Raw genomic sequence first — 26,608 nt, forward strand, 5'->3', positions numbered from 1 at the left:
TTAACCAAATAATATTAATTTGGGGACGATTCGCATGCTGGATAAGATTAGCAAAAAAATTCTTTCAGAGCTACAAAATGATGGCCGCATCAGCAATGTTGAGCTCGCTGCCCGGGTGAACTTGTCGCCGGCCGCCTGCCTGGAGCGGGTACGCAAGCTGCATGAATCGGGCTACATCATGGGGTACACGGCGCAGCTGAATCCCACCTTGCTCGATGTGTCGTTGCTGGTATTCATCGAGGTGGTGTTGGACCGGACGACACCGGAGGTGTTCGATTCGTTCAAGAGCAGCGTGCAGATGATTCCCGAGGTGCTGGAATGCCACATGGTGGCCGGGGGCTTCGATTACCTGGTCAAGGCGCGCGTGAAGGATATGGCGGCGTACCGCGAATTCCTGGGCAAGACGCTGCTGCAGAAGGGTGTGCGCGAAACGCACACGTATGCGGTGATGGAAGAAGTGAAGAACTCGACCAAGCTGCCGATCAAGTAAGCACTGAGCCGTCGTCCCCGCAAACGCGCACTGCTGTCCGGAATATTCTTGTTGACAGTGCGATTGCATCAATCGGGTTCGGGGCGCTCACAGAAATCACGACGTTAAGTCTTGCATTGCCGATGTCGTCGTGTCTAGACCTTCTAAAATGATGCCTGGCTGCCGAGCGATTCGTGTCACGCAAAATATTCCGGACAGTAGTGCGCGAACGCGGGAACCCATGCATCGCGCCCATACGCGGGAACGACGCGGTCAGTCGCTTTCCATCGCCGACTTGATCGACGTGGTATTCATGCCTTCCAGATGCTTGCGCAGCCAGCGGTGGGCCGGGCTGCGGGCGTCGCGTTCGTGCCACAGCATGTCCAGGTGCACCGCCGGCATCTGGAACGGCAATTCGCGCCAGGTCAGCGCGTTGGTCATGCCGGTCGACGCCATCAAGTGCTTCGGCAGCACCGTGATCAGGTCGGAATTCGCCACCACCTTGCCCGCCGTGAAGAACTGGTTGACGGTCAGCCAGATCCGGCGCTCACGCCCCAGCTGCGCCAGCGCCTCGTCGACCAGTCCGTGCGCCCGTCCCGAGAAACTCACCAGCAGGTGGTTCGCCTTGCAATAGCTATCGAGCGTCAGCTCGCCCTTGGCCAGCGGGTGATCCTTGCGCATCACCGAGACATATTGTCCCGAATACAGGCGCTCGTGCCGGATCGGCGAGCTCATTTCGCTCGACAATTGGGCCGCGACACCGGGGAAAAAGCCCACGGCCAGGTCGATATCGCCGCGCAGCAGCATCGGCCGCGGTTCGCGCGTGGTCAGCGGCACCATGCGCACGTTCACCTTCGGCGCCTCGCGCTCGATCGAGCGCATCAGGGAAGGCAGCCACAGCACTGCGGTCGCGTCCGCCATCGCCATCCGGAAGGTAGCGTGAGCCTGCGACACATCGAACGTTTCCGGCATCACGGCAGCTTCCAGCCCGGCAAGGGCGGAGCGCACCGCCGGCCACAGCGCTTCGGCGCGCGGTGTCGGTTTGACGCCGTAGGCGGTACGGATCAGCAGTTCGTCACCGAGGCTCTCGCGCAGGCGCTTGATGGCGTTCGACACGGCCGGCTGGGTCATCGCCAGGTGGCCGGCGGCGCGGGTGAGGTTTTGCTCGGTCATCACTGCGTCGAAAACGCGCAGCAGGTTCAAGTCAAGCGTCAGGAAGCTCATGGGGAAACCGAAATAAATGGTGTTACCAAATAGTACCGCAGATTATTCACAAAGCGAATAATGCATATCGGAAATTGGAATTGGCATTATATGCTGCACCGCCGTATAGTCATGGATAACGATAATTGGCTTTAGGAAATAACGTGTCAACAACTGCTACACTACTTCAAAGCGCTGCCGGCGTGCAGATTTTTCCACTGGTGCGCGGGGTGTTCAGCCTTGCCGCCGTGGCCGCACTGCTGGTGTTCTTCAAGCCGCTGCTGGTCGGCATCGCGCGCGCCATGCTGCTGGTCGTGCGCCCACGCCTGACCAAGGAAGAGCGCCTGGCGCGCCGCCAGATGCGCGACGCACAGATGCTGCAAAACATGATCAATGCATCGCAGGGTCCTAGCCATGCGGCTGAACTGCGTGCGCTGGCTGCCCGCAGCTAAACGGCAGCGGTGAAGAAAAACGCGGCGTCCGGGTAACCGGCGCCGCGTTTTTTATTGCGCGCTTGATTAGCTCTTGGCGCCCAGCAATGCTGGTTTGAGCGAGCTGTCGGCCGGCTTGTCGCCGATCCAGATGCGCAGGATCGCGTTGTAGAAAGCAACGTCAGGGACGGTTTCGCCGATCTTTTTGCCGTTCAGTTCGGTCTGGGTGCCGGTGGCCGGGATCCAGTCGATGTTCAGCACGTCGCCTTTCTTCAAGCCATCGATGCTGGCGAACATCTCGCCGAACTTGCTGATCTGGCTGACGATCTTGGTCTTTTCAGCCTGGGACAGGTTGTTGTTCAGGCCAGTCATGAAGGCCTGGCCGAATTCGTCCGATGTCAGGTCGCGCATCATGACCAAGGTCACGCGGCGCGGGCCCTGCACCGCCAGGATGTCGGCCGGGGTGGTTTTCTTCTCGGTCAGGTAGAGGCCGGCGGCATAAACCTTGAACACGACTTTGGTGCGCATGCCCAGGCCGTTCAGCTTGAGGTCGCTACCGCCAACCTTGACGGTATCGGCGAACTTGACGCCGTTGATCTCCGCTGCCAGGGCTGGCAATGCCAGCGAACAAGCCAGCGCCAGGCCGGTCAACACGCTCTTGAAACCAATGTTTTTTGAAGCAATCATGGTGTCTCCATTATTTAACTATTATCGGACTGATGTCAGCACTCTTCAGCGGCGGTCAGTTCAGGTTCCTGCTTTACTACCGTTTTCGCCCTCTGAGCCAGGGCAATCTGTTTCCTTAACGCAGGCGGACGCCGATTGGTAGACACGGGCGCTGCAATTGGCGCCTTCGGCGGTGCCGAATCGACCTTGAAGATGCCGACCACGCGTGCCAGATTGGCCGCCTGGTCCTGCATCGACGCCGCCGCCGCTGCCGCTTCCTCTACCAGGGCAGCATTCTGCTGGGTTGTCTCGTCCATTTCAAGGATCGTTTGCTTCACTTCAGCGATGCCGCTGCTCTGTTCCTGGCTGGCGGCGGTGATTTCGGCCATGATATCGGTCACCTGGCGCACGCTGGCCACCACTTCCTGCATCGTCGCGCCGGCCTGTTCGACCAGCATGCTGCCCTCGCGCACCTTGCCGACCGAATCGCCGATCAGCGTCTTGATTTCCTTGGCCGCCGCGGCGCTGCGCTGGGCCAGGTTGCGTACTTCGGACGCCACCACGGCGAAGCCGCGGCCCTGTTCGCCGGCGCGCGCGGCTTCCACCGCGGCGTTCAGCGCCAGGATGTTGGTCTGGAACGCGATACCGTCGATGACGGAAATGATATCGACAATCTTCTTCGACGAATCGGTAATCGAGCCCATCGTCACCACCACGCTGGATACCACCTTGCCGCCGCGCACCGCCACTTCCGACGCGTTGGCGGCCAGCTGGTTGGCCTGGCGCGCGTTGTCGGCGTTCTGCTGGACGGTATCGGTGAGTGCGCGCATCGCGCCGGAGGTCTGGCCCAGCGACGCGGCCTGTTGCTCGGTGCGCGACGACAGGTCGAGGTTGCCACTGGCGATTTGACCCGAGGCCGAAGAAATTGATTCCGTACCCAGACGGACATCGCCAACGATCTTGATCAGGCTCGCGTTCATGTGGTTGAGCGCGTCGAGCATCTGACCCATTTCGTCACGGCTGTTGACCTTGATTACGCTGGTCAAGTCGCCTTCCGCGACGCGCCGCGCGACCTTGACCGCGTAGCTGAGCGGGCCGGTGATGCCGCGTGTGGTGATGACGGCGATGCCGATCGAGATGGCCGCGGCCACGCCGGCCAGGATCAGGATCAGGGTCTGGGTGCGTTGGCTGGCTTTGGCGGCCTCGGCGCCGGCCTTGGCCATGACCGCATCCTGATAGGCGATGAACTGGTCGATCTGGGCGAAATACTTGGCTTGCTGGGGACGCAGCGAGAACATGAACTTGACCATCGCGTCATCCTTCAGGCCGTCATTGACGAGCTTGACGAACGCTGCCTGCGCCGGCAGGAACTTGGCGCGGATGGTGGCGATGTCGGCCAATATCTCCTTGCCGCGCGCGTCCTGGGTGGTGGCGGTCAGCGCCGCGATCGCCGCGGTGGCGCTGGCACTGCGGGCCTCGACGTTCGCCAGTTCCTTGGCGATCTGATCCGGGTCGCCCATCACCAGCACACTGAGCATGCTGCGGGTAGCCTCGCTGACGTCCGCCTTGACCTGGTTGGCGGCGACCGTCTTGGGCAAGCGCTCGCCGATCATTGCCGCCACTTCCTTGTTCAGGGTGGCGATCTGGTTGTAGGAAATCCCGGCAAGCATTACCAGCAAGGTAATCACAATGCCAAAACCAATGGCCAAACGCTGGCCGATCCGCATGTCTCTGACTTTCATTTTCTCCGTAAGCCTCTAAAAAGTATGGGCGTGCTAATTTTTTATCAAACAAATATAGCATTCATTAATTATTAGAAAGTAACTCAATGGCATTATTTCCATGCTGCACAGCCGCATTGGCGTGTACAAACAACGCGCAGCGGTGCGCGCCATGGACACCGGTTTTGGCAAACTGGCGCTGAAAGGAGGACAGCCGATGCCTTACAAATCAATCGCCGATTTGCCCGACAGCGTGCGCGACAACGTGCCGAAGCACGCCCAGGAAATCTACAAGGAAGCGTTCAACAGCGCCTACGAGCAATACCTGGAGCGCGGCGCCGACGAGCGTGAGGAAACTGCGCACAAGGTTGCCTGGAGCGCAGTGAAAAAGAGGTACCGGAAGGATGAAACAAGCGGCAGATGGGAACTGGCCGGCTGAGCGGCCCTGATTACGCCGCTTTGGCGGCGGTCAGGCGCTGGTACTTGAGCATCAGCTCGTCGGGGGATTCGCGCCAGGCCGGGTCCAGCGGAATGCACGCGACCGGGCACACCTGCTGGCACTGCGGCTCATCGAAATGGCCGACGCATTCGGTGCATTTGTTGGGATCGATGACGTAGAACTCCGGTCCCATCGAGATGGCCTCGTTGGGGCATTCCGGTTCGCAGACGTCGCAGTTGATGCAATCGTCGGTAATGAGCAAGGCCATAGTGGTGCCTGGTTACGCAGCAGGCGGTGCCATGGTTGCGATTTTTTTCTGCAACCAGCGGTCGACCGACGGGAACACGAACTTCGATACATCGCCGCCCAGCATGGCGATTTCGCGCACGATGGTGCCGGAAATGAACTGGTACTGGTCGGAAGGCGTCAGGAACATGGTTTCGACATCCGGCAGCAGGTAGCGGTTCATGCCCGCCATCTGGAACTCGTATTCGAAGTCGGACACGGCGCGCAGGCCGCGCACGATGACGCGCGCATCATGCTTGCGCACGAAATCCTTCAGCAAGCCCGAAAAACTTTCGACCCGCACATTCGGATAATGGCCAAGCACTTCGTTGGCGATCTCCAGGCGTTCGTCGAGGGAAAAGAACGGTTTTTTGTTCTTGCTGTCGGCCACGCCAACGACCAGGCCGTCGAACAGACCCGATGCGCGGCGCACCAAATCTTCATGACCGCGGGTGAGCGGATCGAACGTTCCCGGATAGACGGCTACAACCATTGCGGCTCCCTTGCGATGCACCATTTAAACGCGCATTATGCCTGATTTCGGCCAGCCACCCCTCGGTGGGGCGCTTGCCACACTGTTAAGCACTCAACTGTGGCGTTTATGCCGACTTTTCGTGCAGCTTGAGCAGATGATAGAACACGATGCCCGCTTTGTCAGCGCGTACCTGTTCCCAGGGGGCCAGCCAGTCGGGCGCCGCGCCGTCGCTGGGCGAGAAAGGCAGGGGCTCGCCCGCTTCGGCGTACACCAGTCCGCCCTCGTTAAGCAAGCTGGCACACAGCGGCAAGGCCTTGACCAGGAATTGCTCCCCATACGGCGGATCCAGGAAGATCAGGTCGAAACGCTGGCCGCGCTGCGCCATGCCGAGCGCGGTAACGAACGCATCGCCGCGCATGATGGTTACCGCGCCTGCCTTGAGTTTGTCCTTGATGACTTCCAGCTGGCGCACGACTGGGGTGTGGCTGTCGAGCATCAGCACCGAGCGGGCGCCGCGGCTGGCGGCCTCGAACCCGAGCGCGCCGCTGCCGGCGAACAAGTCCAGCACGGCGGCATTGTTCCAGTCGCCGCCGCGCAGATGGTTAATCCAGTTGAACACGGTTTCGCGGACCCGGTCAGGGGTCGGGCGCAGGCCCAGCGCATCGAGCACCGGCAACGGCGTGCGTTTCCACTCGCCTCCGATGATGCGCACCTGCTGGGGAGGCGGGGCGCGGTGGACCGGGACTTTGGCGGGCTTGGCTGGTTTCTTAGGCATGGGTATCAGGTGAAATTAACGCGGCGCGACTATACCATGCGCCTTTCCAGCCGCCCGCGCCGGCCGGTCCTAGTTCTGCTTGCTGGCGGCCAGCACATTAAAGTCGTCGATCCAGCCTTGCATGCGTTTGTGGGCATGGGCTTTCTGCTCAGGCGTGGCGATTTTGATCGCGGTCAGCATCATCTTGGTGGTGCCGTCCAGCGATGCATCGTAGAACGCCTTGCGTTCCGGCGAGTCCATGCGCGTAAAGACGTCGCGCACCAGCTGCTGGACCAGCGGCATCGCTGCTTCCTTGCTCAGCTTCTGATCGTGCACCTTGCGCAGCATGGCCAGGATCATCTGCTGGCGGCGCATGCGCTCGTCGAGCCACATCTCATTGTCGAGCGGACGGGCGTCGGAGGCCTTGCGCAGCGCGGCCTCCTGCTCGCGGCTGAAGTTGCCGAACCACAGCTCGAACTGCTCCATTGCCTTTTTGTAACGCACCTTGTTGCGGTCGTCGCGATCGCCGCGCAGGAACTTCTTGCGGTACTTGTCGTTGTTCGACTCGAACTTGCGGGCCAGGGTATTGATCTGATCGGGCTTGAGCGAGATCGCCAGCTGGGCCAGATCGGGCACCGCCTTGTTGGCCAGCTTCTCGCCACGCTCGCGCACTTCACGGTAACTGGCCAGCAAGTCGGCCTGGGTCATGTTGCCGGCCAACTGGCGCTGCCCTTTTTGCAGCAGCTGCACGTAATCCTTCAGCTGGGTGCTACGGTGCCACTGGAACAGGTCGTCGATGTCCTGCTTGACCCAGTCCGACTGATCGCTGTCGATGTCGACATAGGCGTTCAGCCAGTAATAAAGAAGGCTGTCGCCGTTGTTATAGGTCAGGCGAATGCTGCTGCAGGCGGCGACGGTCAGCACGAGGCCGATCATGCACAGCAATCGAATCCGGTGGAATAAGTTATCTTGCGTGTTAAACTTTTTCATCTTTTCAACTTTTCTGAACGACTGCTCATGAATGTAGTGATACTCGCCGCTGGTATGGGGAAGCGGATGCAATCCGCGCTGCCGAAAGTACTTCACCCGCTGGCCGGCAAGCCGCTGTTGGCGCACGTGATTGACACCGCGCGCGGGCTGTCGCCGAGCAAATTATGCGTGATTTACGGACACGGCGGCGCAGCGGTGCCCGAGATGGTCGCCAAACAGAATAATGGCACGCGCACCAGCATCGACACCGCGCTGCAACAGCCGCAACTGGGCACCGGCCACGCCGTCATGCAAGCGCTGCCGCAGATCGACGAAGATGCGCCGACACTGGTGCTGTACGGCGACGTTCCGCTGACCACCCTCGATTCGCTGCAACGCCTGGTGGCCGCTGCCGGCACCGACAAGCTGGCGATCCTGACGGTTGAGCAGCAAAACCCGTTCGGCCTTGGCCGCATCGTCCGCGAAGGCGGCCAGATTGTGCGCATCGTCGAGGAAAAGGACGCAACGCCGGAAGAACGCGCGATCCGCGAAATTAACAGCGGCATCATGATGATGCCGACGCGCCACCTCAAGCAATGGCTGTCTTCGCTGCAGAACAATAATGCCCAAGGCGAGTACTACCTGACCGACATCGTGGCGCGCGCGGTAGCGGACGGCGTGCCGGTGGTCTCGGCCCAGCCGTCGGGCGAGTGGGAAGTGGCCGGCGTCAACAGCAAGGTACAACTGGCCGAGCTCGAGCGACGTCACCAGCTCAACCTCGCGAATGCCCTGCTGGAAAAAGGTGTCACGCTGATGGACCCGGCCCGCATCGACATCCGCGGCGAGCTGGTCTGCGGTCGCGACGTCACCATCGACGTCGGCTGCGTGTTTGAAGGCAAGGTAGAACTGGCCGACGGCGTGACTGTTGGCGCGCACACGGTGATCGTCAATGCCAAGGTCGCCGCTGGCGCCCAGATCAAGCCGTTCTGCCATATCGAGGACGCGGTAGTGGGCGCCAAGTCGGTGATCGGGCCGTATGCGCGCCTGCGTCCCGGCACGGAGCTCGCCGAAGACGTTCACATCGGCAACTTCGTCGAAATCAAGAACAGCCAGATTGCCGCGCACAGCAAAGCCAACCATTTGGCCTACATCGGCGACGCCACGGTCGGATCGCGGGTTAACATCGGCGCCGGCACCATCACCTGCAATTATGACGGCGCCAACAAGTTCCGCACGGTTATTGGCGACGATGCCTTCATCGGTAGCGACAGCCAGCTGGTAGCGCCAGTGACGGTCGGCGCCGGTGCGACCTTGGGAGCCGGCACGACGCTGACAAAGGATGCGCCGGCTGGACAGCTGACGATCTCGCGCGCCAAGCAGATGACCATCGAAGGCTGGAAGCGCCCTGTCAAGGTCAAGAAATAAACGGATAGCGTCAGGTCCACCGTCGCTCCCGCGCAGGCGGGAGTCCATCGCGCCCATGCGCAGGCGCGCTAGGGATTCCCGCCTCCGCGGGAATGACGTTTACGCTAAAGCGTCGGCAATGCCGCCGCGCGCGGCCTTGAAGGCGGGCACCAGCGCCGCCAGCAGCGCCACCGCCATCACCGTCACCACCGCCATCGCCATCCGGTTCAGGTCGAGCTCGACCAGCATCGGCGCCGGCCGCAGCGCATGGTGGGCGGAATAAGACAGCGCCGCCCGGTTCACCACCCACGCGATCAGTCCGCTGGCGACCAGGCTGACCACCACGCCAATGGCCGTCATCCACAGCGCTTCGGCCGCGAACATCAGGAATACCGATACGTTGCGCATGCCCAGCGCGCGCAGCGTGCCGACCTCGCGCCGGCGTTCGAAGGCGTTCATCGAGATGGTCGCGGCAATGGCGGCGGCGATGACGGCGAACGCCATGCCCGCCACACTGTCAAACGAGACCTTGGCAGTTTTTTCTTCGACGATAAACGTCTGCGACTGCTCTTTCCAGGTGCGCACTTCCGCCGCCACGCCACCGCTTATCAGCGCGCGCCTCAGCTCGTCGCGCTTTTCTTCCATCTGTTCCGGATTCGACAAGAAAATAACGAAGCGCTCGGTGCGCTGGGTGTCGAGCAGGCTCTGGGCCATCTCGAAGGGCATCAGCACCGAACGCGCGTCCGGGTTCAGGCCGGCCGTGCTGAAAATGTCCACCACTTCCGCGCTGAGCGGGCGCCCCGGGGCGTCGGGCGCGGCGCCCGTCAAGGTCACATTGCTGCCGTTGCGCAAACCGAGCGTGCGCGCATGGCCGATGCTGACCGCAATGCCGTTACGCACCCCTGCCTTGAGCTTGCCGGGCGCATCCGCCGGCGTGCCGGAATCGACGCCTTCGCCGTGGAACAGGGCCGAGCGTTCGCCGGTGGAGGCCAGGCCGCCTACGCTCATCTGCGGCAATAGCAACAACACCCCGGCGGTGCCTTCGACCAGCTGGCGAATGCGCGCCGCCTCTTCCTGGTCGAACATCGGCGCCCTGTTATCGTGCTTGCCGCGCGGACGCTGGACGGCCAGATGGCCGAGCCGGTCGCCAATGACGGCACGGTATTCGAGGCGCGCGCGGTTACTGGCGATGTGGCCGGCGAACAAGTCCAGCGCCGACAGGCTGGCCGCGATGACCAGCACGGCCAGCACCGTGCGCGGGCGCCCCAGCAGCACCGTGCGCAGCGCCAGCCGCTGCGGGCTCATACCTGCACCCGGAGCGGGCGCCGCCGCGCCTCAGTGGGGGTTGCCGAGAGCCGGCCTTCGTTTAGCTGCAGGGTTCGGTTGACCCGGCTGAACTGGCGCTGGTCGCGGGTCGAGATCACGAAACCGGTGCCATGCTCATATTGAAAGCGCGCAAACAGGTCCATCACCAGCCGTACGCAGCCGTTATCGAGGCGCGAGGTCGGCTCGTCGGCCACCACCAGGCGCGGATGGGTCACCAGCGCCCGCGCGATCGCCACCCGCTGGCTCTGGCTGGGATCGAGGCGGGCCGGATAGTGGCGCATCTGTGTTGCCAGGCCCAGCCGTGAGAGCAGGTCGGCGGCGCGCTGCTCTGCCGCTTCGAGCGCGGCCTCGTCAAGGTGGCCGCGCAGCATCAGCGGCAGCAGGACGTTTTCATGCGCGGTCATGACCGGTATCAGGCTGAAGGACTGGAACACGAAGCCGATCATGTCGCTGCGCAGGTCGGTCCGGGCCTGGTCCGGCATCTGGGACACCAGCAGCCGTCCGATCACCACGCTGCCTTCGCTGGCGGTATCGAGCATGCCGATGATGTTGAGCAGGCTGGTCTTGCCGCTGCCGCTGGGGCCGCAAATGGCCACCATTTCGCCCTGCGCCAGCGTCAGGTCGATGTCGTGCAGCGCCTGGACGCCGGACAGTCCCAGCCCGTGCCGCTTGTGCACACCTTTCAACTCGACAATTGCCTGTGCCACCACTGGGGGCCCGCCATGCAGATTGGGGATCGTGTCCATCGCAACTCGCCTCGCATCGTCAGCGGCCAGCAGGGCGCTGGCTTATCTGTTGCCAGTAGACACTATTTCCTCGTGGCACGAGTTGTGACGCATCAATTCATGTCAGACTGCGATGCGGGTTTCGAATTTGCTGCGGAAGGTCGAAAAGTAAGTCTTCACATTGCGTACGTTGGCGTGTGCCGCGAACAGGCGGTGCGCTAGCGCGTGATAGGCCGGCATATCGGCAACCTGGACGATCAACACGAAATCGGGTCCTGGCGAGACCCGGTAGCACTGCATCACGGCGGGGTCGGCGGCGACATGGCGTTCAAACTCATCCATGCGCTCGGCGGCCTGGACGTCCAGCGTGATCTCGACGATGCCGGTCAGCCGCGCGCCGACTTTTTCCGGGGCGACGATCGTCACCTGTCGCGCGATGATTCCTGCCTCATGCATCTGTTTGACACGCCGCAGGCAGGTCGGCGGCGAGACATGCACCAGTTCTGCCAGTTCGGCGTTGGTGTGCGATGAGTCAAGCTGAAGCGTATTGAGGATGCGACGATCCAAATCGTCCATCTCGTACTGTTGTTCTGTCATGGCTTTTGAAATAAAAATTCAGATAATCTGTTAAATTGAAATAATATTTCATCATTCTAAACAGGTGAAATAATATAACGAATATTGGCGTATTTAGAAAGCTTATTTCATCGGCTCTATCTTAGTATTGCCCTACTGTTAATTTACCAATTCAAAGAGGTCTTTATGTGCGGCATCGTCGGCGCAGTAGCGCAACGCAACATCACCCCGATTCTGATTGAAGGCCTGAAGCGCCTCGAATACCGCGGATACGATTCCTGCGGCGTCGCGCTGCACATTGACGGCCGCCTCAAGCGATCGCGCAGCACCTCGCGCGTTGCGGACCTCGAAGTCCAGATGGCGGAAGCCAACCTGGGCGGCTTCACCGGCATCGCCCACACCCGCTGGGCAACCCACGGCGCCCCGGCCTCGCACAATGCGCACCCGCACTTTTCGCCAACCGAAGAGTCCGCCCGCATCGCCCTGGTTCACAACGGCATCATTGAAAACCACGACGAACTGCGCGCCGAACTGACCGCCCTCGGCTATGTATTCCAGAGCCAGACCGACACCGAGGTAATCGCTCACTTGGTCGATCACATGTACAACGGCGACCTGTTCGACACCGTCCAGCAAGCCGTCAAGCGCCTGCACGGCGCCTACGCGATTGCCGTCTTCAGCCGCGAAGAGCCGCACCGCGTGATCGCCGCGCGCCAGGGTTCGCCACTGATCCTCGGCGTTGGCGAAGGCGAAAACTTCGTCGCTTCCGACGCAATGGCACTGGCGGGCACCACCAACAACATCATCTATCTGGAGGAAGGCGACGTCGTCGACCTGCAGATCGGCAAGTACTGGATCGTCGACAGCGAAGGCCGTCCGGTCGACCGCGAAGTCAAAGTCGTCCACGCCCACACCGGCGCGGCCGAACTCGGCCCTTACCGCCACTACATGCAGAAAGAAATCTTCGAGCAGCCGCGCGTCATCGGCGACACCCTCGAGGGCGTCACCGGCATCATGCCGGAGCTGTTCGGCGACAACGCCTACAAAGTCTTCAAGCAGATCGACCGCGTGCTGATCCTGGCCTGCGGCACCAGCTACTACGCCGGCCTGACCGCCAAGTACTGGATCGAATCGATCGCCAAGGTACCGGTTAGCGTCGAGATCGCCAGCGAATACCGCTACCGCGACAGCGTGCCGAACCCGAACACCCTGGTCGTGACGATCACCCAAAGCGGCGAAACCGCCGACACCCTGGCCGCGCTGAAGCACGCGCGCAGCCTGGGCATGGAACACACGCTGACCATTTGCAACGTGTCGACCAGCGCGATGGTGCGTGAGTGCGCGTTGTCGTACATCACCCGTGCCGGCGTCGAAGTGGGCGTGGCATCGACCAAGGCCTTCACCACCCAGCTGGCCGCGCTGTTCCTGCTGACACTGACGCTGGCGCAAGTCAACGGCCGTCTCAGCGACGACGAGGAAGCTGCCTACCTGAAGCAGATGCGCCACCTGCCGGTGGCCATCGCCGCGGTGCTGGCGCTGGAGCCGCAGATCATCGCCTGGGCAGAAGAGTTTGCCCGCAAGGAAAACGCGCTGTTCCTCGGCCGCGGCCTGCACTACCCGATCGCCCTCGAAGGCGCGCTGAAGCTGAAGGAGATTTCGTATATTCACGCCGAAGCCTACCCAGCCGGCGAGCTGAAGCACGGCCCACTGGCGCTGGTCACCGATGAGATGCCAGTTGTCACCATTGCGCCGAACGACGCGTTGCTCGAAAAACTGAAGTCGAACATGCAGGAAGTGCGCGCCCGCGGCGGCCAGCTGTACGTGTTTGCCGACGTCGACTCGCGCATCAACTCGGGCGACGGCGTCCACGTGATCCGCCTGCCGGAACACTACGGCCAGCTGTCACCGATCCTGCACGTGGCCGCGCTGCAATTGCTGGCGTACCACACCGCGCTGGCGCGTGGCACCGACGTCGACAAGCCGCGCAATCTGGCCAAGTCGGTGACCGTCGAGTAATCGAAGCGTTGCATACGACGTGATTGTGCGGGCAAAATAAACACACTTACCAGCAAACATTGGCGGTTACCGAAGAACACGGTCAGTTACTGACTGTGCTTCATCGACCTTGCACTTTTTGCTAATGTTAAATTCACCTCAAGAGCCAATCCGCATTGCCCTCTGAAGTTTAGGAGCCAAAGTATTGACTTGGGGTGGGCGCCGGTTCGATGGCGGGTCGTGGTGTACTCGGAGCAGCTGGTCCGGGGCAAAGCAGGTGACTTCCCATTCAACGGGCCATCGTCATCACCTTGGACTTCCAATTTGTTGCGGGTGTACAATTTGCCCCACCCACAAGGCCGGTTTCCCGGCCTTTTTCACTTTGGCCGGCGCCGATAAGTTGTCGGAGCCGACGGACTTTTAGGTAGCAATGGCAAATCAACTCACCCTCGAAGCCCTCGAATCATGGCTTTGGGAATCCGCAAATATCTTGCGCGGTTCCATCGACTCATCTGACTTCAAGAACTACATCTTCGGCCTCTTGTTCCTAAAGCGTTTCAACGATGTTTTCGAAGAGCGCATCGCCCAGTTGGTGAAGGATGAGGGCCTGACCGGCAAAGAAGCCGAGGAAGAGGTCGAAGACAAGTGGGGACGCTTCCCCATCAGCGCTCGTTGGCACGAATTAATTGCTCGAACTGAGAACATCGGCGAGGCGCTGGACAAAGCCTTCGCTACCATCGAAGCCAACAACCCCGAACTGCAGCACGTGCTGACCGCCACCCAGTATGGCGACAAGCGTGTTCTGTCCGACGCTACCCTGCAGCGACTTCTGCGCCACTTCAACCAGTACAAGCTCGGTAACGCCGACTTGTACAAGTCGGACATGCTGGGTGACGCCTACGAGTACCTCATCAAGCAGTTTGCTGACGACGCCGGCAAGAAGGGTGGCGAGTTTTACACGCCCAAAACCGTGGTGCAACTGGTTGTCGAACTCATCGACCCGCAACCGGGTCATTCGGTGTATGACCCAACCTGCGGCAGTGGCGGCATGCTGGTGGAAAGCGCCCATCATGTTGCCAGTCTGCCCGACGGTACCATCATGGGCAAACCGAATGTGCTGTTGTTTGGCCAAGAGAAGAACCTTGGCACCTGGGCTATCGCCAAGCTAAATCTCTACCTGCACAATATGCGCGCCGAGATTGAGCGCGGCGATACGCTAGTCGAACCCAAGCATCTGGATGGCGATTACCTCAAGACCTTCGACCGCGTGATTGCGAATCCTCCGTTCTCGGCTAAATCCTGGTGGGCACCGCTGGAACTGGCCAATGAAGCAGAGCAGAACAGCGATAAGAAGCCCAAAGCACCCAGCTATAAACAAGTCAGCGACCCCTATGGCCGCTTTGTCTATGGCATCCCGCCGCGCGGTTATGCCGACCTCGCTTTTGCCCAGCACATGCTGGCCAGCCTGAAGGCCGACGGCCGCATGGGCATTATTCTGCCGCATGGCGTACTGTTCCGTAGCGGCGAAGAAGGCAAGATTCGTGAGGGGCTGCTGTTCGGCACCGATGCCGCCGACGGCAACCAGCCCGGCGACCTCATTGAAGCCATCATTGGCCTGCCCCCGGCGCTCTTCTACAACACCCCCATTCCGGCCTGTGTGCTAGTTCTCAACAAGCAGAAACCGCCCGCACTTAAGGGCAAGGTAGTCATCATTGATGCAAGTGCTGACTTTGGTAATGACAAGGTTCAGAACAGCCTGCGCGTTGAAGACATTAACCGCATCGTTAGCACCCACACGGCTGCGTTCGACCAGCAGACGGAGGTGGAGAACTACTGCCGGGTGGTGACGCTGGACGAAATCCGCAGCAACGACGGCAACCTGAACATCACGCGCTACATCGACAACGGTGAGACCGAGGAAGCCGTCGATGTGGTCGCGACCTTGGCGCAACTGGCAGCACTGACCGAGGAACAGGCGCAGATTGACGCGCGGTTAAATGACTATCTGGCTGAACTAGGGTTGCTGGAGGCCGGAGTATGAGCCTGTTGGGTAAATCCGGATATCAGGAAACCGCATGCGGCTGGATTCCCACTGAGTGGAAAGCGACGCAAATCGGAGAGATGACAGAGGTCAGTGCAGGCGGCACGCCTGCTACCGGCAATGAGGAGTATTGGAATCCACCAGAGGTGCCATGGATGAGTTCTGGCGAGGTTCGCTTGCGGAGAATCCATTCGACCGAGAAGAAAATTTCATACCTTGGACTGAAGAACTCGGCAGCAAAAATCTTCCCCAAAAAGTCAATTGTCATGGCGTTGGCTGGACAAGGTAAGACGAGGGGATGTGTGGCTGTCCTGGAATCGGAAGTCGCGACTAACCAGTCACTGGCTGCCATTTATCCGTCTGACCAGTTTGAGACAGACTTTCTTTTCCACAATCTTGATTGGCGATACAAGGAGTTGCGCTCACTGTCGTCTGGTGAAGGTGGACGGGGTGGCCTCAATTTGTCAATCATTAAATCAGTCCCTATTGGTCTTCCACCAATCCCCGAACAACAAAAAATCGCTGCCATTCTCACGGCCGTGGACGACAAGCTGAACATCATCGCCCGCCAGATTGTGGCCACGCAGAGTCTCAAACGCGGGCTGATGCAGACTCTGTTCAGCCGGGGCGTTGGCATCCAAAACGCCGATGGCCGCTGGGTGCCACATACTGAGTTCATAAACAAATCGTCGCTAGATATACCTGCCGTGTGGAATGTAAGACGGCTTGGCGACATAGCGCCGTTGATTAGGCGTCCCGTTGATATCAATCCTGACTCCGCCTACCCAGAGGTTGGACTGCGTTCCTATGGCAAGGGAACATTTCATAAGCCAGCACTTCTTGGCAAAGAGGTAGGCAACAAGCGGCTATTTGAAATCAAAGCTGGCGACCTTCTGTTTTCAAACGTATTTGCGTGGGAAGGTGCTGTGGCGGTAGCAAAGCGTGAAGATGACGGACGATTTGGTTCACACCGATATATGACCTGCGTCGTGAACAAGTCTCAAGCTGATACCTCTTATGTATTCAGATATCTGACTACACCTTCAGGAATTGCCTCACTTACGCTGGCCTCTCCCGGAGGAGCTGGTCGAAACAAAACGCTTGGGTTGGGTGCATTGGCTAACATCACCATACCTTTGCCACCGCTAATTGAGCAGCAAAAGATTAGTCAAATTCTTGATGGGGTCGACGCCAAACTTGAAGCGCTTGAATTGAGACGGACAAATGTTGAAACTCTCAAACGTGGCTTGATGCAAAAGCTCCTTACTGGAGAATGGCGGGTCAACGTGTCAAAGCAATAATTGCCCGAACGGGCACAATCACAAGAAAAAGAGGAAGAGCATATGGGGGGCGCAGAGAAAGTGGGTGTCGAAATCCCAGCAATCAATTTGCTGGTCAAGCTGGGTTACACTCATCTCCCCGGCAATAAGTTTCAGGTCGAACACCGCCACCTTGCCCCGATACTCGAAACCATACTCCGTCCCAGACTCCTAATTCTGAACCCTTGGTTGAGCGTCGCACCTGGCGGCGTCGATGCGGCGCTAATTGAGCTACGTAAGCGGGTGAACGACGACCTGATGCCCGCGAATAGATTGTTTTGGGAACAGGTCATACACCGCTCCGACATCCAGGTTAAGGGTGCCGACGGCAAACCTCGGAGCGTGCGTTTCCTCGACTCGACCTCGGCGGCCAATAACGACTTCTGCGTAGTGGACCAGTATGTGGGAAGGAATGCTAACGGTGACGTATTTCGCCCTGACCTGCTGTTGTTCATCAACGGCCTGCCGCTGGCGATTATCGAATGCAAGGCCAGTCATCATCGGCTGGATGAAGCATTGGCGCAACTGGACGGATATCAAGCGAGTTTTCCAGCGCAGTTTGTATTCAATCAGGTCTGCGTGGGCCTGAACCGGCGCGAGGGTTTGTACGGTGCCATCCTCACCAAGCCAGCGTTCTACGCACGTTACCGCTTGCAGGACACCGAAATGGCGACAGTTTCCAGTGTGCTAGGGGCGGACCCGAGCGCACAAGACCAGTTGTTGTGGGCACTTTTTGAGCCCAGCCGTCTTGTGGAGTTGGTTACCCATTTCGTGCTGTTCGAAACACGCGATGGCAAGACGGTCAAGAAGCTGCCGCGTTACCAACAATGGCGCGCGGTGCGCAAAACCATCGCCCGGCTGGCGGCGCCCAAGCCCATCGGCGGCGTGGTGTGGCACACGCAGGGCAGCGGCAAATCGCTGACCATGGCGCTGCTGGCCCGGATGCTGCGGGCCGATAGCACGGGACTGAACAACCCGACCGTGCTGGTACTCACCGACCGCAAAGACCTCGACAAGCAAATCTTCGATACCTTTCACGCCGTCGGCATTAAGGCGATTCAGGCCGTGTCGGTGGATGGTTTGTTTAAGTTGCTGGGCAATGACTACGGCAGTATCTTCACCAGCACGGTACAAAAGTTTCAGGAGAACGAACAGTCGGACGCCCCCGCCGAGGCCTCTTCGGATGCGGACGCCACCACCCTTGAACCAACGCGATATCGGCGCGTGCGCGAGGGTAAGGACTTCTTCATTGTGGGGGAACGCAATGTATGCTTCGGTCAGTTTGACAACGACGGGGTAATGCAGGACGCCCAGTGGGAAGAGGTGAGCCGGGAGCAGGTCAACTTCAGGGTGCTGAGCGCAAAGCCGAATTTCTATGTGCTGGTCGATGAAGCACACCGCAGCCAGTACGACTTCCTGGCCGCATTCATGCGCGCGAGTTTGCCCAACGCCAAATTTATTGCCTTCACTGGCACACCGCTGCTCAACGACGACAAGCACACGCTGGCCGAGTTTGGCGGGGACGCGTACATCGACGAATACCGCTTGCATGAGGCTGTGGCCGATGGCGCGACCCTGCCCATAAAGTATCAGGACGCCTGGGTGGACTTGACCCCCGATGCGCAGCTGGACCAGGCGTTCAAGGACCAGTTCGACAACGAAGTGGAGGGACGACAGCAAGCCCTAAAAAAAGCGTTGCTGGCCCGGTGGAGGCAGGCTGGCGACCGTATGGAACAGGTCGCAGCCCATCTGCTCGAAAACTTTGTCGCTAACGTCCAGGCCAAAGGGCTGAAGGCTATGCTGGTCTGCGACGGCCGCGACATGGCTGTGCGCTACAAAGATTTGCTGGACGGATTGATGGAAGAACGGAAAGCCAACGGCTTGCCGACCTTCGAAAGTCGAGTTGTCATCTCGCTAGCGAGTGCGACCGCGTCACGCACCGGCCTTTCGGTGCAGGAAGCCGCCGCCGAGTACAAGTTGGGCCGGGAACAGATTCAGACCATCGAAGAACGTATCCGGGCAGAGCTGCGTGACGGCAAACCACCGGTTGCCGTACCCGCGGAACAAGTGGCGAACTTCGTCAGCAAGTTGTTCCCGCTTCCTTATGGCGACGAGACCAAGGGCCGGGACGGTCTGCCCCAGGGGAATAATGTGGGCCTCATCATCGTTTCGGATATGCTGTTGACGGGATGGGACGCGCCGATTGTCGGAACCATGTACCTCGACAAGCCATTGAAGGAACACACGCTGTTGCAAGCGATTGCTCGGGTCAACCGCACCATGGCGGGTAAGAATGCGGGCTATATCGTCGATTACCATGGGGTGGTGGAACACCTCGACCATGCGCTGAAAGTCTACGGTGGTGCAGTGCAGCCAGCCCAAGTGTGGGAAGGCGTCGAGACCGAATTACCGAAGCTGCAAGCGACACTCGACCGTATTCTTAAACTTCTGCCGAAAACGCACGACCCGGCCGGGCAGCGCGAGGATTACAAGGATGATGCTGAGCGCTTCCTTGACCCGTCAAGTAGGCTGGACGCGGTAGAAGACTTCCTGGAGTTGGTCAAGCAGTTTAACCGCAGCATCGACATCATCTTGCCCGATGCGCGTGGCGTACCCTTCAAGCCGTACTTCACGCTGTTCGCGGAAATCCGCCTCATGCTGCGTGACAAGCTGCCGGGCAACACCTACCGCGAGCGCATCACAAAGCTAGAGTCTGTACTTTTGCAGCAACTGCTGGATGAGTATATCGCCGCGAGCCCGGCCAAAAGTCTGCTGGGCAAGGAGGTTTCGATTCTGGATGCCAGCGATATGGCCCGTCTTCGGAAACTGGCGAGCCCGGGTAGTCAGGCGCTGGTGATGAAAAACCAGTTGAAGCATACCATTGTCACCGGCAGAGACAAAGACCCAGCCTTCTTCGACAAGCTGGCCGAGGAACTGGAAAAGCTGCTGGCGGAAGAAGCCGCCGGCCGCATCAGTCAGGCCCAGTTTCTGGAGCAGCTCGACCTGTTTGGTCAACGTATCAAAGACAAGGACAATACCGGCTTCTCTCATCCGGCGCATTCAGCCGTGTATCACTACTTGGCCGCCTTATTGGCGGATGAAACAGCCAGGGTGGCAACTACCAAGCTGTTCCAAGATGTCCGCCTAAGTAGCGCAATTGCTGCGGCCAACTGGAAACTGATGCATGACCTCCACCCGGAAGTCCGCGACTTGCTGCGCAAGTTGTTGATGCCCTTGGGCGGTTGGGAGCGCTCGGTCGCGCGCGACCACGCAAGCCGCATCCTGGATATTCTGCTCAAGAACTGACCATGCCCGTTTTGCAATACGGCCAGACCATCATCGAATGGCGCTTTCAACCCGATACCAAGCTGAAGCGCCATTACGTCACCGTGGAGCGGGGGCAGTCCGTGTTGTTGCGTGGGCCGATAGTGGACGAGGCACTACAAGAGACCCTAGTGCGCCGTCGTGCCCGTTGGATACGGGAAAAGCTGGCATTGGTAAACATGCCACAGAGCGCCGAGGCCATCACCACGGGAAGCCGGCTACGCTACTGCGGCCGGACATACTTCACCGAGGTGCGACATTGTCCGGACCTGTCCAAACCCCGCCTAACCTTTACCGCATCGCGTTTCGTAGTCGAGAATCCAAATGGCATCAGTATTCAGCCCGATGCACTGATGCCCGTACTGGAGAGTTTCTATCGTGACCGCGCACATGACAAGCTGCCGTCGCGGGTTCGTCATTGGGAGCGCCAGACTGACTTGAAGGCGCAAGGTGTTCGTGTGCGCTATTTCCAGAGCCGATGGGCCAGCTGCAATGCGCAGGATGTGCTGGAGTTTCATCCAAGGGTAATGGAGCTTTCCTCGAGCGTTCAAGACTATGTGATTCTTCACGAGCTCTGCCACACCGTGGAAAAGAACCACACAAGGGCGTTCTGGGCCTTGCTCGCTCGACACATGCCCGATTGGCAGCGGCAACATGAGGCGTTGGAACACACACTTTATGGAGATGCGATTTGACATCAAAAGGGATGGTTGAAAAGCATTGGAATGCGACTGGCCGCTGGCTTGGTCGGTCCAACACGCCGAGTGTTTGCGCGCTAATCCGGCGAGACCGCGTTATCCAGCAGTTCTCTGCCGAGCCCCAGCGCCCGTGACAACGCGCAACCGCTTTCGCGTTATACCGAATTATCTGCCGCCGGTATAATTCTCCTAGGCAAGAAAAGGCAGCTTGTGCATCACTGCTGTGTTGGCTATCCGGCTAAGCGTTGAGAGCGGAATTACATCGCATAATGAAGCTCGACGGGTCTGCGGACATGGCAAATGTACCGCTCTGCAACGATTTGCTAGCGGCAGTTCCCTGTGTTACGATTTAGCTGGGAATAGGAGTAGGTCCCCTGCCGCAGCAAAGGCCCAACGGCTTATGGCAAAAACGACCTGATGTTGAGTTCCCATTTAAAATTTAACAGCTGATTGAGGCTGGCGGCCATTCGGCCGCGAATCGCGCACCGGCAACTGCTGTCCCGGAGCGCTCTGCGGAGGAGCTAATGCTTCTTCAGGAGTGCTCATGGCTTGCCATCGCAAATTTCCTTTCTTCTCGTTAGCCTTCCTCCCGCGATACCTTGGGGTATCGGTGCGCTTTCACGTTTCCCACGTAGCCCCTCCACAACCCCGCATTGCCGACCGCAATCGTGCTGGACAGTGTTCCCTTGTGCGCTGGGTCAGGCTAACGTCCACCCGGCCGCGCCCTAGTTTTCTTGAGGTGCAATGATGGCGCGGAGGAGATACGTGTTCGATGAACAACGCGTCCAGAAGTTCATTGCGCAAGGTCGCGGCCAAGGTCAAGGACCGACATACAAACCATGGTTGCAGATTCAAGACGTACCGTCGCTTGGCCGGTCTCATCGTCCTTACGGAATCAAGACCCGCCGTGTCCACCACTTCCTCTCTGATGGAGAATGGAAGTCGTTTCTGAAATTCGAAGCCGACCCTAGTGTGGTCGATATTCGTGAACAATTTCCGATGGACCGTTTGCAAACACTGCGGGCGGCCATGAAGCTCGGGTACAAACATCCCATCACCCTGGATGGGACGCCGTATGTGATGACCGTCGATTTCCTTATCACTCGACGAGTTGAAGGAAAATATTTGATTGAACCGTACACGTTCAAGTATGCCCCGGCAACGCTCAGCAAAAGAGATAGCGAGCTCATTCAAATCGCCGAGGCGTTTTGGAAGGACAACGGCTTCCAACTCCGCGTCATTGACGAGAATTTCTTCGATGAAGCACTCGTGCTGAACTACGACTCGGTCCGAACCTACTTCGAAATCTCAAACCTCGCGTTTTTCCGACATACGAACGTGCTGTTAGTAGCGCAAGCAATCAGGGACAGAATCGTACAACGGCGTCCCGAAGACCTCGTAAGCGCATGCGCCCATATCGCGCTGTCGCATGCGAGCGACCCGCAAATCGTATTTTCGATTGCTATGCATCTGATTGCTCGCGGCGGCATCCTTGTCGACTACAGTCGGACTCTTGGCTTGGAGCGAAGGCTTCTTTCTGACTTCGAACTGGCTCAGAATTCCGAGGAGCCGCTCCAATGATTCTCGTCAAGAACACGCTATTTGAAGACCGGTTGACGGGCGCAGTCATCCGTCTTTTAGCTGAGCTCACATCGGGTAAACCCAACGACAACGAGTCGACCCATGCGGTCGTCATAGATATCAACGACGCACGTGCCATGCCGAAGGTAGTGGGAAAAACGAAGCTGTTGGAACGGATAGCTAACTTCGAGCTGAAATCTATTCATGAGCAGAGCGACTCTATAAACCTCGCCGCCCTCACCCCCAGCGAACATGCGATTGTAGAAAGACGATGGTCGCTCATACAGAGCCTCACCGTCCATGGCGACCTTTTGTTCGATGAGTCGTTCAGAGGGCAGGAAGCAAAGCGACTTGTCATCGCTAAAGTAGCCTCTAAGCCGTTTTTCTATAAAACCCTGAGACTGTATTGGCAACGCGGCGGGGGAAAGGGGAGCTTGGTTTCGAACTTCCCTAACTGCGGGCGCCCTGGCGAACGTCGTGTCGCATCGAACAGCTCACCGAAGCCTGGCCGACCGCGGACGGTGCAACCAGGCGTCGGTGTGGCTGCCACTGAATTTCATAGAGCTAACATGCGCATTGCTTGGTCGCGCTCGCCCGTAGGAACGACAGGCAAGGGGCTTGAAGGCGCGTATTCGTGGATGCTAATCACTCGTTATCCCGAGCATGTATCTATCGAAACAGGTAAAAAAAAGCAGAAGGTCGTGCTGAGCAATTACGATTCCGTTCCGACGTTCGAACAGTTTCAATATCATTGGAAAGCTGAGCACTCCTACGAACTGCGCCAGTTGAACCGTATGCAGCAACGCAGGTTTGACCTCGCATTCAAGCCGTTGTTGACCGGTACCATGAAAGAGGTACGGGGCCCCGGCACGCGCTACTACATCGACGCGACCGTTCTCGACGTCTATTGCGTTTCGCGCCTGAATCGCAATCGGATTGTGGGACGACCGACGCTATATGTCGTAGTAGACCAATTCTCAAGGATGATTGTCGGCATGTACGTTGGTTTAGAGCCCCCATGCTGGACAGGCGCAATGCTCGCCCTTTGGAACTGTTCAATCGACAAAGTGGCGTTTTGCGCTAAATACAACGTAGATATCTCAGCCGAGAGTTGGCCAACTGCTCACATGCCCGTGCACCTCATGGGCGACCGGGGAGAGCTCACTTCCTCTCAGGCAGATGCGCTTTCGGAGGGATTCTCAATCGACGTGGAAAATTCCCGTCCCTACGCCGGTGATGCAAAGGGTGTGGCCGAGCGCGTTTTCGGAACTTTGCAGACGAAATTTGGTCCCTACCTGCCAGGGTATGTCGACAAGGAGTTTCTCGGTCGAGGAGCCGAGCCTCCTGCACTACGCAGCGCTATGGATGTGTTCGAGATTACCCGGGCAATGGTCCTAGCAGTGCTCCACACGAACTTGCGCGTAGTCCGTGATTACGAGGGGTGGCCCGAGGTAGTTGCAGCGGGAGTTCCGTTTGTTCCAGTAGAGCTTTGGAATTGGGGAGCGAAAAATCTACGATGTGACGCCCGTCAGTACGATGAGGCTCACTTGGTGCGTTACCTCTGGCCCCGAGGAAAAACAAGGCTTAACCGCAAGGCACTTCATCTCACGAGAGGTCTGTTCTACATGGGCGTCGACCTCGTTTCGCAACCCTGGTTTGCAAAATCCTTTATTGAGCGGCGGGAGTTGGAGGTTGCATACCACCCATCGGAGATGACCACAGCGGTAGTTATACGCGACGAAGACCGTGTAGCTACTTATCACGTTGAACTCACGCAGCGGTGCAATCGCTTTAAAGGATATTCATTAAGTGAAGTAATGGCTCTTCAAGGACACGCCGACAGGACCAATGCCGCTGCTAAGTGGGAAAACCAGCCCACCCAGGCATCCCTGGAAAAACAAATACATGACACAGTAAAAGAGGCGCGGCGTCGCTCAGCAGAGCAGGTCGACAAATCACTGTCGAAGGCAGAGAGACTGAGAGCGGTCCGCGATAATCGTGCCGACGAAATCGGTGCGTTGACCGAGGAGGTGATTTCCACCCTGACTGGCGGAGAAATTTTCGGCGCAGCGGTCCGTGCGGAAATGCTCGTTCCGTCTGTGGAAGAGGACCAAACCCTAATCGCTGTTCGGCAACTCATTGAGAGCCGGACGCTTCGCAGGAAGGCAAACACATGAGTTCCCTCCCCCCCAAAAAAACCGCTGCACCCGAAGCCCTTATTGGCTCGCCATACAGTTTCGGGGTGGTGCCCATTCACGCCGTGTACCTGGCGGCGACACTACCTTCAGAACTCGGCAATCCACTCATTGAGGCACTTCCAGCAATCAAAGACGACACGGGGTGGCTTGAGCAATTGCTGTCCTTGCCGACATTCGATGAAGGTCATCTGGAATTGGAGGCGTACTTGCGTTCATATTGTGTTGCTGAGTTAAAGAACGCGTTCATTCCGAGCGCAAGGCATTTATCCGTTGCGCGAAGGATTGACCAGCTGATTCGATGGGGGTATCGAAAGCGGAACCCATTGTTGCCCGAAAGAGCGTCAGCTCTGCAGAAATCATATGAGCGAGCGCAAGCCTCCAGGGGGCACCAAAGGATAGTTTTTGCGGAGAATCAACCCATCTGTAGCTACTCGCTGGTCGGTGCTTCTGGCTTGGGTAAGAGCACAACGATGGAGTCTATTCTCAATGCCTATCCGCAGTACATCCTGCATCCGTCTCACAATTTGTTCCAGATAGTCTGGTTAAAAGTTGAATGTCCGAAGGATGGCAGCGTTAAGGAACTTGCTCTCAGCATCCTAAGAGGATTTGACCGTGTGCTGGGAACTCGTCATGCACCCGATAAATCTAGCAACATTACCACCAGTTTCCTCACCAACAAGGTCAATCATCTCGCTTTAACTTACAGCTTGGGTCTCCTGGTGCTCGACGAACTTCAGAACCTCAGCATTAAGAAAAGTGGCGGTCGTGAGGAGATGCTGAACTGGTTTCAAGAGCTTGTTAATGAGTTGCGACTCCCTGTTGTAATGATGGGCACGTTCAAGGCGCGGTCCGTTTTGCAGCTGGATGTCCGTCACTCACGGCGCAATGCCATCACGGGGAGTGCGACCTGGCGGCCGATGGAAATGGGACCTGAATTCTTACAGCTCCTTCAAAACATATGGGAATACCAGTGGTTGCGAAATCCGGGAGAGCTTACTTCCGAAATGGCACAGGTGATATTCGACGAGACCCAGGGTGTCAATGCCTTCGTGGTTGACATGTTCTTGATTGCGCAGCTTTATGCGCTGAGGAACAACGTTGAGTCACTCAACTCAAAGCTGTTCAAGACTGTTGCCAGAACTGAGTTTGAACCTCTCCAATCGTTTTTGAACGCGTTGCGCTCGAAGGACCCTAACCGTTTGAAAAAGTTCGAAGATGCTCTTGGTTACGATATTGAGGAGTTGATTGAGAAAGAGCAGCGGCTTATCACCCATGGGCAGCCGGAAAAAAATCCGACTGCGGAGGCCTCGTCGTTGACCGCGCGGGCTACGGCTAATGTCCGTTCCACCCTTGGATTGACCGAACCAGACGCGCGAAAGCTCGTTGTGCACGTGCTCGACGGTTCGCAACAGACCGTCCAGGCCATTACGAAAGCTGCGCTCTCTGCGTACTTCAGAATGTCGGAGGAATCTTCTTAATGAGTGCTATCGAAAGCCGCACAGCTGTACGCAATCGGGCGATTGTGGGCCTACCGCAGCCACTTCCCGACGAGCTCTTATACAGCGCCATCGCTCGCTCGGCTAAGTATCTAGGACAGTGGGGTCCAAAGTCCTTGTCTAGGGAGATTTACGGCCACCAAGGCATCCTTGCGTGCCCGGACTTACCAGGTTCGCTGGGGTTACTTGAAGAAGTCTCAAATGGCGTTTGGGGCATAACCACAACGCAGCTGGCGCTCCGTCACACCCTTGTCGGCTACTACACACATTTTCGCTCGGTAGAGCAGCGGCGGCAGGTACTCATCAAAATGCAAGTTTCATCAAGCAACCTGCACTTAAGTCTGGGAATCTGTGCGAGCAACGTTATCGCGCCTTCCAAATTTCACCTCTGCGCTGCATGTACAGCTGACGACATGTCAGTTTATGGTGAGACCTATTGGCGGCGGTCCCATCACCTGCCGGGAGTACTGGTATGCGCTAGACACGGGCTTCCGTTGAGCGTTTGTCAGTTTC

Annotated in this window: 22 protein-coding genes and 1 pseudogene; 13 read left to right on the forward strand and 10 right to left on the reverse strand. The window is 58.4% G+C overall.

The window, feature by feature from the left end; genetic code table 11:
• Nucleotides 1-34 precede the first annotated feature (34 nt).
• Entirely contained in the window at nt 35-490 is a 456-nt protein-coding gene (locus I4X03_RS03060; protein WP_223465423.1) for an Lrp/AsnC ligand binding domain-containing protein, read from the forward strand.
• A 252-nt stretch (nt 491-742) separates the two neighbouring features.
• On the opposite strand, the gene I4X03_RS03065 is transcribed toward I4X03_RS03060, so the two are convergent.
• Nucleotides 743-1,693, reverse strand: a complete 951-nt coding sequence (locus tag I4X03_RS03065) for a LysR family transcriptional regulator (RefSeq protein WP_223465425.1) — start codon at nt 1,691-1,693, stop codon at nt 743-745.
• A gap of 143 nt (nt 1,694-1,836) precedes the next feature.
• Here I4X03_RS03065 and I4X03_RS03070 point away from each other — a divergent pair, with 143 nt between their 5' ends.
• Nucleotides 1,837-2,124, forward strand: coding sequence for a hypothetical protein (locus tag I4X03_RS03070; RefSeq protein WP_223465426.1), 288 nt, complete (start codon nt 1,837-1,839; stop codon nt 2,122-2,124).
• Between the two features lie 66 nt (nt 2,125-2,190).
• Here I4X03_RS03070 and I4X03_RS03075 read toward each other — a convergent pair whose 3' ends face one another.
• Nucleotides 2,191-2,790, reverse strand: a complete 600-nt coding sequence (locus I4X03_RS03075; protein WP_223465428.1) for a chalcone isomerase family protein — start codon at nt 2,788-2,790, stop codon at nt 2,191-2,193.
• A 35-nt stretch (nt 2,791-2,825) separates the two neighbouring features.
• On the reverse strand, nt 2,826-4,511 hold the full coding sequence (locus I4X03_RS23145; RefSeq protein WP_307735328.1) for a methyl-accepting chemotaxis protein: 1,686 nt from the start codon (nt 4,509-4,511) through the stop codon (nt 2,826-2,828).
• A 100-nt stretch (nt 4,512-4,611) separates the two neighbouring features.
• On the opposite strand from I4X03_RS23145, the gene I4X03_RS03090 reads away from it, so the two are divergent.
• A complete protein-coding gene (locus I4X03_RS03090; RefSeq protein WP_223465430.1) occupies nt 4,612-4,929 on the forward strand; it encodes a ChaB family protein in 318 nt (105 codons plus the stop codon).
• Nucleotides 4,930-4,939: 10 nt separating this feature from the next.
• Here I4X03_RS03090 and I4X03_RS03095 read toward each other — a convergent pair whose 3' ends face one another.
• The 4 genes from I4X03_RS03095 to I4X03_RS03110 form a co-directional block, all read right to left on the reverse strand.
• Nucleotides 4,940-5,197 carry a YfhL family 4Fe-4S dicluster ferredoxin gene (locus tag I4X03_RS03095; protein WP_223465440.1) on the reverse strand — a complete coding sequence of 86 codons (258 nt, stop codon included), beginning with the start codon at nt 5,195-5,197 and terminating at the stop codon, nt 4,940-4,942.
• A gap of 12 nt (nt 5,198-5,209) precedes the next feature.
• Entirely contained in the window at nt 5,210-5,707 is a 498-nt protein-coding gene (coaD, locus tag I4X03_RS03100; protein ID WP_223465450.1) for a pantetheine-phosphate adenylyltransferase, read from the reverse strand.
• A 106-nt stretch (nt 5,708-5,813) separates the two neighbouring features.
• Nucleotides 5,814-6,464, reverse strand: a complete 651-nt coding sequence (rsmD, locus tag I4X03_RS03105; protein ID WP_223465452.1) for a 16S rRNA (guanine(966)-N(2))-methyltransferase RsmD — start codon at nt 6,462-6,464, stop codon at nt 5,814-5,816.
• Nucleotides 6,465-6,533: 69 nt separating this feature from the next.
• Nucleotides 6,534-7,433, reverse strand: a complete 900-nt coding sequence (locus tag I4X03_RS03110; RefSeq protein ID WP_223465454.1) for a DUF6279 family lipoprotein — start codon at nt 7,431-7,433, stop codon at nt 6,534-6,536.
• A 27-nt stretch (nt 7,434-7,460) separates the two neighbouring features.
• Here I4X03_RS03110 and glmU point away from each other — a divergent pair, with 27 nt between their 5' ends.
• Nucleotides 7,461-8,837, forward strand: coding sequence for a bifunctional UDP-N-acetylglucosamine diphosphorylase/glucosamine-1-phosphate N-acetyltransferase GlmU (glmU, locus tag I4X03_RS03115; protein ID WP_223465456.1), 1,377 nt, complete (start codon nt 7,461-7,463; stop codon nt 8,835-8,837).
• Between the two features lie 99 nt (nt 8,838-8,936).
• On the opposite strand, the gene I4X03_RS03120 is transcribed toward glmU, so the two are convergent.
• The 3 genes from I4X03_RS03120 to I4X03_RS03130 form a co-directional block, all read right to left on the reverse strand.
• Nucleotides 8,937-10,121 (reverse strand): ABC transporter permease, encoded by a 1,185-nt coding sequence (locus I4X03_RS03120; protein WP_223465465.1) that lies wholly within the window; start codon nt 10,119-10,121, stop codon nt 8,937-8,939.
• Nucleotides 10,118-10,888 (reverse strand): ABC transporter ATP-binding protein, encoded by a 771-nt coding sequence (locus I4X03_RS03125; protein WP_223465468.1) that lies wholly within the window; start codon nt 10,886-10,888, stop codon nt 10,118-10,120. The genes I4X03_RS03120 and I4X03_RS03125 overlap by 4 nt, the downstream gene beginning before the upstream one ends.
• Nucleotides 10,889-10,990: 102 nt before the next feature.
• Nucleotides 10,991-11,464: an Lrp/AsnC family transcriptional regulator gene (locus I4X03_RS03130; protein WP_223465470.1), complete on the reverse strand. Its 474-nt coding sequence runs from the start codon at nt 11,462-11,464 to the stop codon at nt 10,991-10,993.
• Nucleotides 11,465-11,629: 165 nt separating this feature from the next.
• Here I4X03_RS03130 and glmS point away from each other — a divergent pair, with 165 nt between their 5' ends.
• The 9 genes and pseudogenes from glmS to I4X03_RS03175 form a co-directional block, all read left to right on the forward strand.
• On the forward strand, nt 11,630-13,459 hold the full coding sequence (gene glmS / locus I4X03_RS03135) for a glutamine--fructose-6-phosphate transaminase (isomerizing) (protein ID WP_223465471.1): 1,830 nt from the start codon (nt 11,630-11,632) through the stop codon (nt 13,457-13,459).
• A 409-nt stretch (nt 13,460-13,868) separates the two neighbouring features.
• The gene (locus I4X03_RS03140; RefSeq protein ID WP_223465474.1) at nt 13,869-15,479 is read left to right on the forward strand and encodes a type I restriction-modification system subunit M; all 1,611 of its coding nucleotides are present in this window, start codon (nt 13,869-13,871) and stop codon (nt 15,477-15,479) included.
• Nucleotides 15,476-16,780: a restriction endonuclease subunit S gene (locus I4X03_RS03145; protein WP_223465477.1), complete on the forward strand. Its 1,305-nt coding sequence runs from the start codon at nt 15,476-15,478 to the stop codon at nt 16,778-16,780. The genes I4X03_RS03140 and I4X03_RS03145 overlap by 4 nt, the downstream gene beginning before the upstream one ends.
• Nucleotides 16,781-16,822: 42 nt before the next feature.
• Nucleotides 16,823-20,104, forward strand: a complete 3,282-nt coding sequence (locus I4X03_RS03150) for a type I restriction endonuclease subunit R (RefSeq protein ID WP_223465479.1) — start codon at nt 16,823-16,825, stop codon at nt 20,102-20,104.
• Nucleotides 20,105-20,106: 2 nt separating this feature from the next.
• A complete protein-coding gene (locus I4X03_RS03155; RefSeq protein WP_223465481.1) occupies nt 20,107-20,817 on the forward strand; it encodes a M48 family metallopeptidase in 711 nt (236 codons plus the stop codon).
• A 768-nt stretch (nt 20,818-21,585) separates the two neighbouring features.
• Nucleotides 21,586-22,401 carry a TnsA endonuclease N-terminal domain-containing protein gene (locus I4X03_RS03160; protein WP_223465490.1) on the forward strand — a complete coding sequence of 272 codons (816 nt, stop codon included), beginning with the start codon at nt 21,586-21,588 and terminating at the stop codon, nt 22,399-22,401.
• Nucleotides 22,398-24,578, forward strand: coding sequence for a TnsB C-terminal domain-containing protein (locus tag I4X03_RS03165; protein WP_223465492.1), 2,181 nt, complete (start codon nt 22,398-22,400; stop codon nt 24,576-24,578). The genes I4X03_RS03160 and I4X03_RS03165 overlap by 4 nt, the downstream gene beginning before the upstream one ends.
• Nucleotides 24,575-26,077 (forward strand): ATP-binding protein, encoded by a 1,503-nt coding sequence (locus I4X03_RS03170; protein ID WP_223465494.1) that lies wholly within the window; start codon nt 24,575-24,577, stop codon nt 26,075-26,077. Before I4X03_RS03165 ends, I4X03_RS03170 begins: the two co-directional genes overlap by 4 nt.
• A pseudogene (locus I4X03_RS03175) lies at nt 26,077-26,580 on the forward strand (TniQ family protein); the annotation flags it as partial. The gene I4X03_RS03170 and the pseudogene I4X03_RS03175, both read left to right, overlap by 1 nt.
• Nucleotides 26,581-26,608 lie beyond the last annotated feature (28 nt).

This window comes from Massilia soli (genome assembly GCF_016809835.1).
GTDB classification, from domain to species: domain Bacteria; phylum Pseudomonadota; class Gammaproteobacteria; order Burkholderiales; family Burkholderiaceae_D; genus Telluria_A; species Telluria_A soli.

Excerpts from the sequence above, each read along its gene's own strand:
- I4X03_RS03125 (WP_223465468.1), bottom strand. The coding sequence starts at position 10,888 with ATGGACACGATCCCCAATCTGCATGGCGGGCCCCCAGTGGTGGCACAG.
- I4X03_RS03120 (WP_223465465.1), bottom strand. The coding sequence starts at position 10,121 with ATGAGCCCGCAGCGGCTGGCGCTGCGCACGGTGCTGCTGGGGCGCCCG.
- I4X03_RS03145 (WP_223465477.1), top strand. The coding sequence starts at position 15,476 with ATGAGCCTGTTGGGTAAATCCGGATATCAGGAAACCGCATGCGGCTGG.
- I4X03_RS03130 (WP_223465470.1), bottom strand. The coding sequence starts at position 11,464 with ATGACAGAACAACAGTACGAGATGGACGATTTGGATCGTCGCATCCTC.
- I4X03_RS03155 (WP_223465481.1), top strand. The coding sequence starts at position 20,107 with ATGCCCGTTTTGCAATACGGCCAGACCATCATCGAATGGCGCTTTCAA.
- I4X03_RS23145 (WP_307735328.1), bottom strand. The coding sequence starts at position 4,511 with ATGAAAGTCAGAGACATGCGGATCGGCCAGCGTTTGGCCATTGGTTTT.
- I4X03_RS03140 (WP_223465474.1), top strand. The coding sequence starts at position 13,869 with ATGGCAAATCAACTCACCCTCGAAGCCCTCGAATCATGGCTTTGGGAA.
- glmS (WP_223465471.1), top strand. The coding sequence starts at position 11,630 with ATGTGCGGCATCGTCGGCGCAGTAGCGCAACGCAACATCACCCCGATT.
- I4X03_RS03095 (WP_223465440.1), bottom strand. The coding sequence starts at position 5,197 with ATGGCCTTGCTCATTACCGACGATTGCATCAACTGCGACGTCTGCGAA.
- I4X03_RS03090 (WP_223465430.1), top strand. The coding sequence starts at position 4,612 with ATGCTGCACAGCCGCATTGGCGTGTACAAACAACGCGCAGCGGTGCGC.
- rsmD (WP_223465452.1), bottom strand. The coding sequence starts at position 6,464 with ATGCCTAAGAAACCAGCCAAGCCCGCCAAAGTCCCGGTCCACCGCGCC.
- I4X03_RS03170 (WP_223465494.1), top strand. The coding sequence starts at position 24,575 with ATGAGTTCCCTCCCCCCCAAAAAAACCGCTGCACCCGAAGCCCTTATT.
- I4X03_RS03075 (WP_223465428.1), bottom strand. The coding sequence starts at position 2,790 with ATGATTGCTTCAAAAAACATTGGTTTCAAGAGCGTGTTGACCGGCCTG.
- I4X03_RS03060 (WP_223465423.1), top strand. The coding sequence starts at position 35 with ATGCTGGATAAGATTAGCAAAAAAATTCTTTCAGAGCTACAAAATGAT.
- I4X03_RS03065 (WP_223465425.1), bottom strand. The coding sequence starts at position 1,693 with ATGAGCTTCCTGACGCTTGACTTGAACCTGCTGCGCGTTTTCGACGCA.
- coaD (WP_223465450.1), bottom strand. The coding sequence starts at position 5,707 with ATGGTTGTAGCCGTCTATCCGGGAACGTTCGATCCGCTCACCCGCGGT.
- I4X03_RS03110 (WP_223465454.1), bottom strand. The coding sequence starts at position 7,433 with ATGAAAAAGTTTAACACGCAAGATAACTTATTCCACCGGATTCGATTG.
- I4X03_RS03150 (WP_223465479.1), top strand. The coding sequence starts at position 16,823 with ATGGGGGGCGCAGAGAAAGTGGGTGTCGAAATCCCAGCAATCAATTTG.
- I4X03_RS03165 (WP_223465492.1), top strand. The coding sequence starts at position 22,398 with ATGATTCTCGTCAAGAACACGCTATTTGAAGACCGGTTGACGGGCGCA.
- glmU (WP_223465456.1), top strand. The coding sequence starts at position 7,461 with ATGAATGTAGTGATACTCGCCGCTGGTATGGGGAAGCGGATGCAATCC.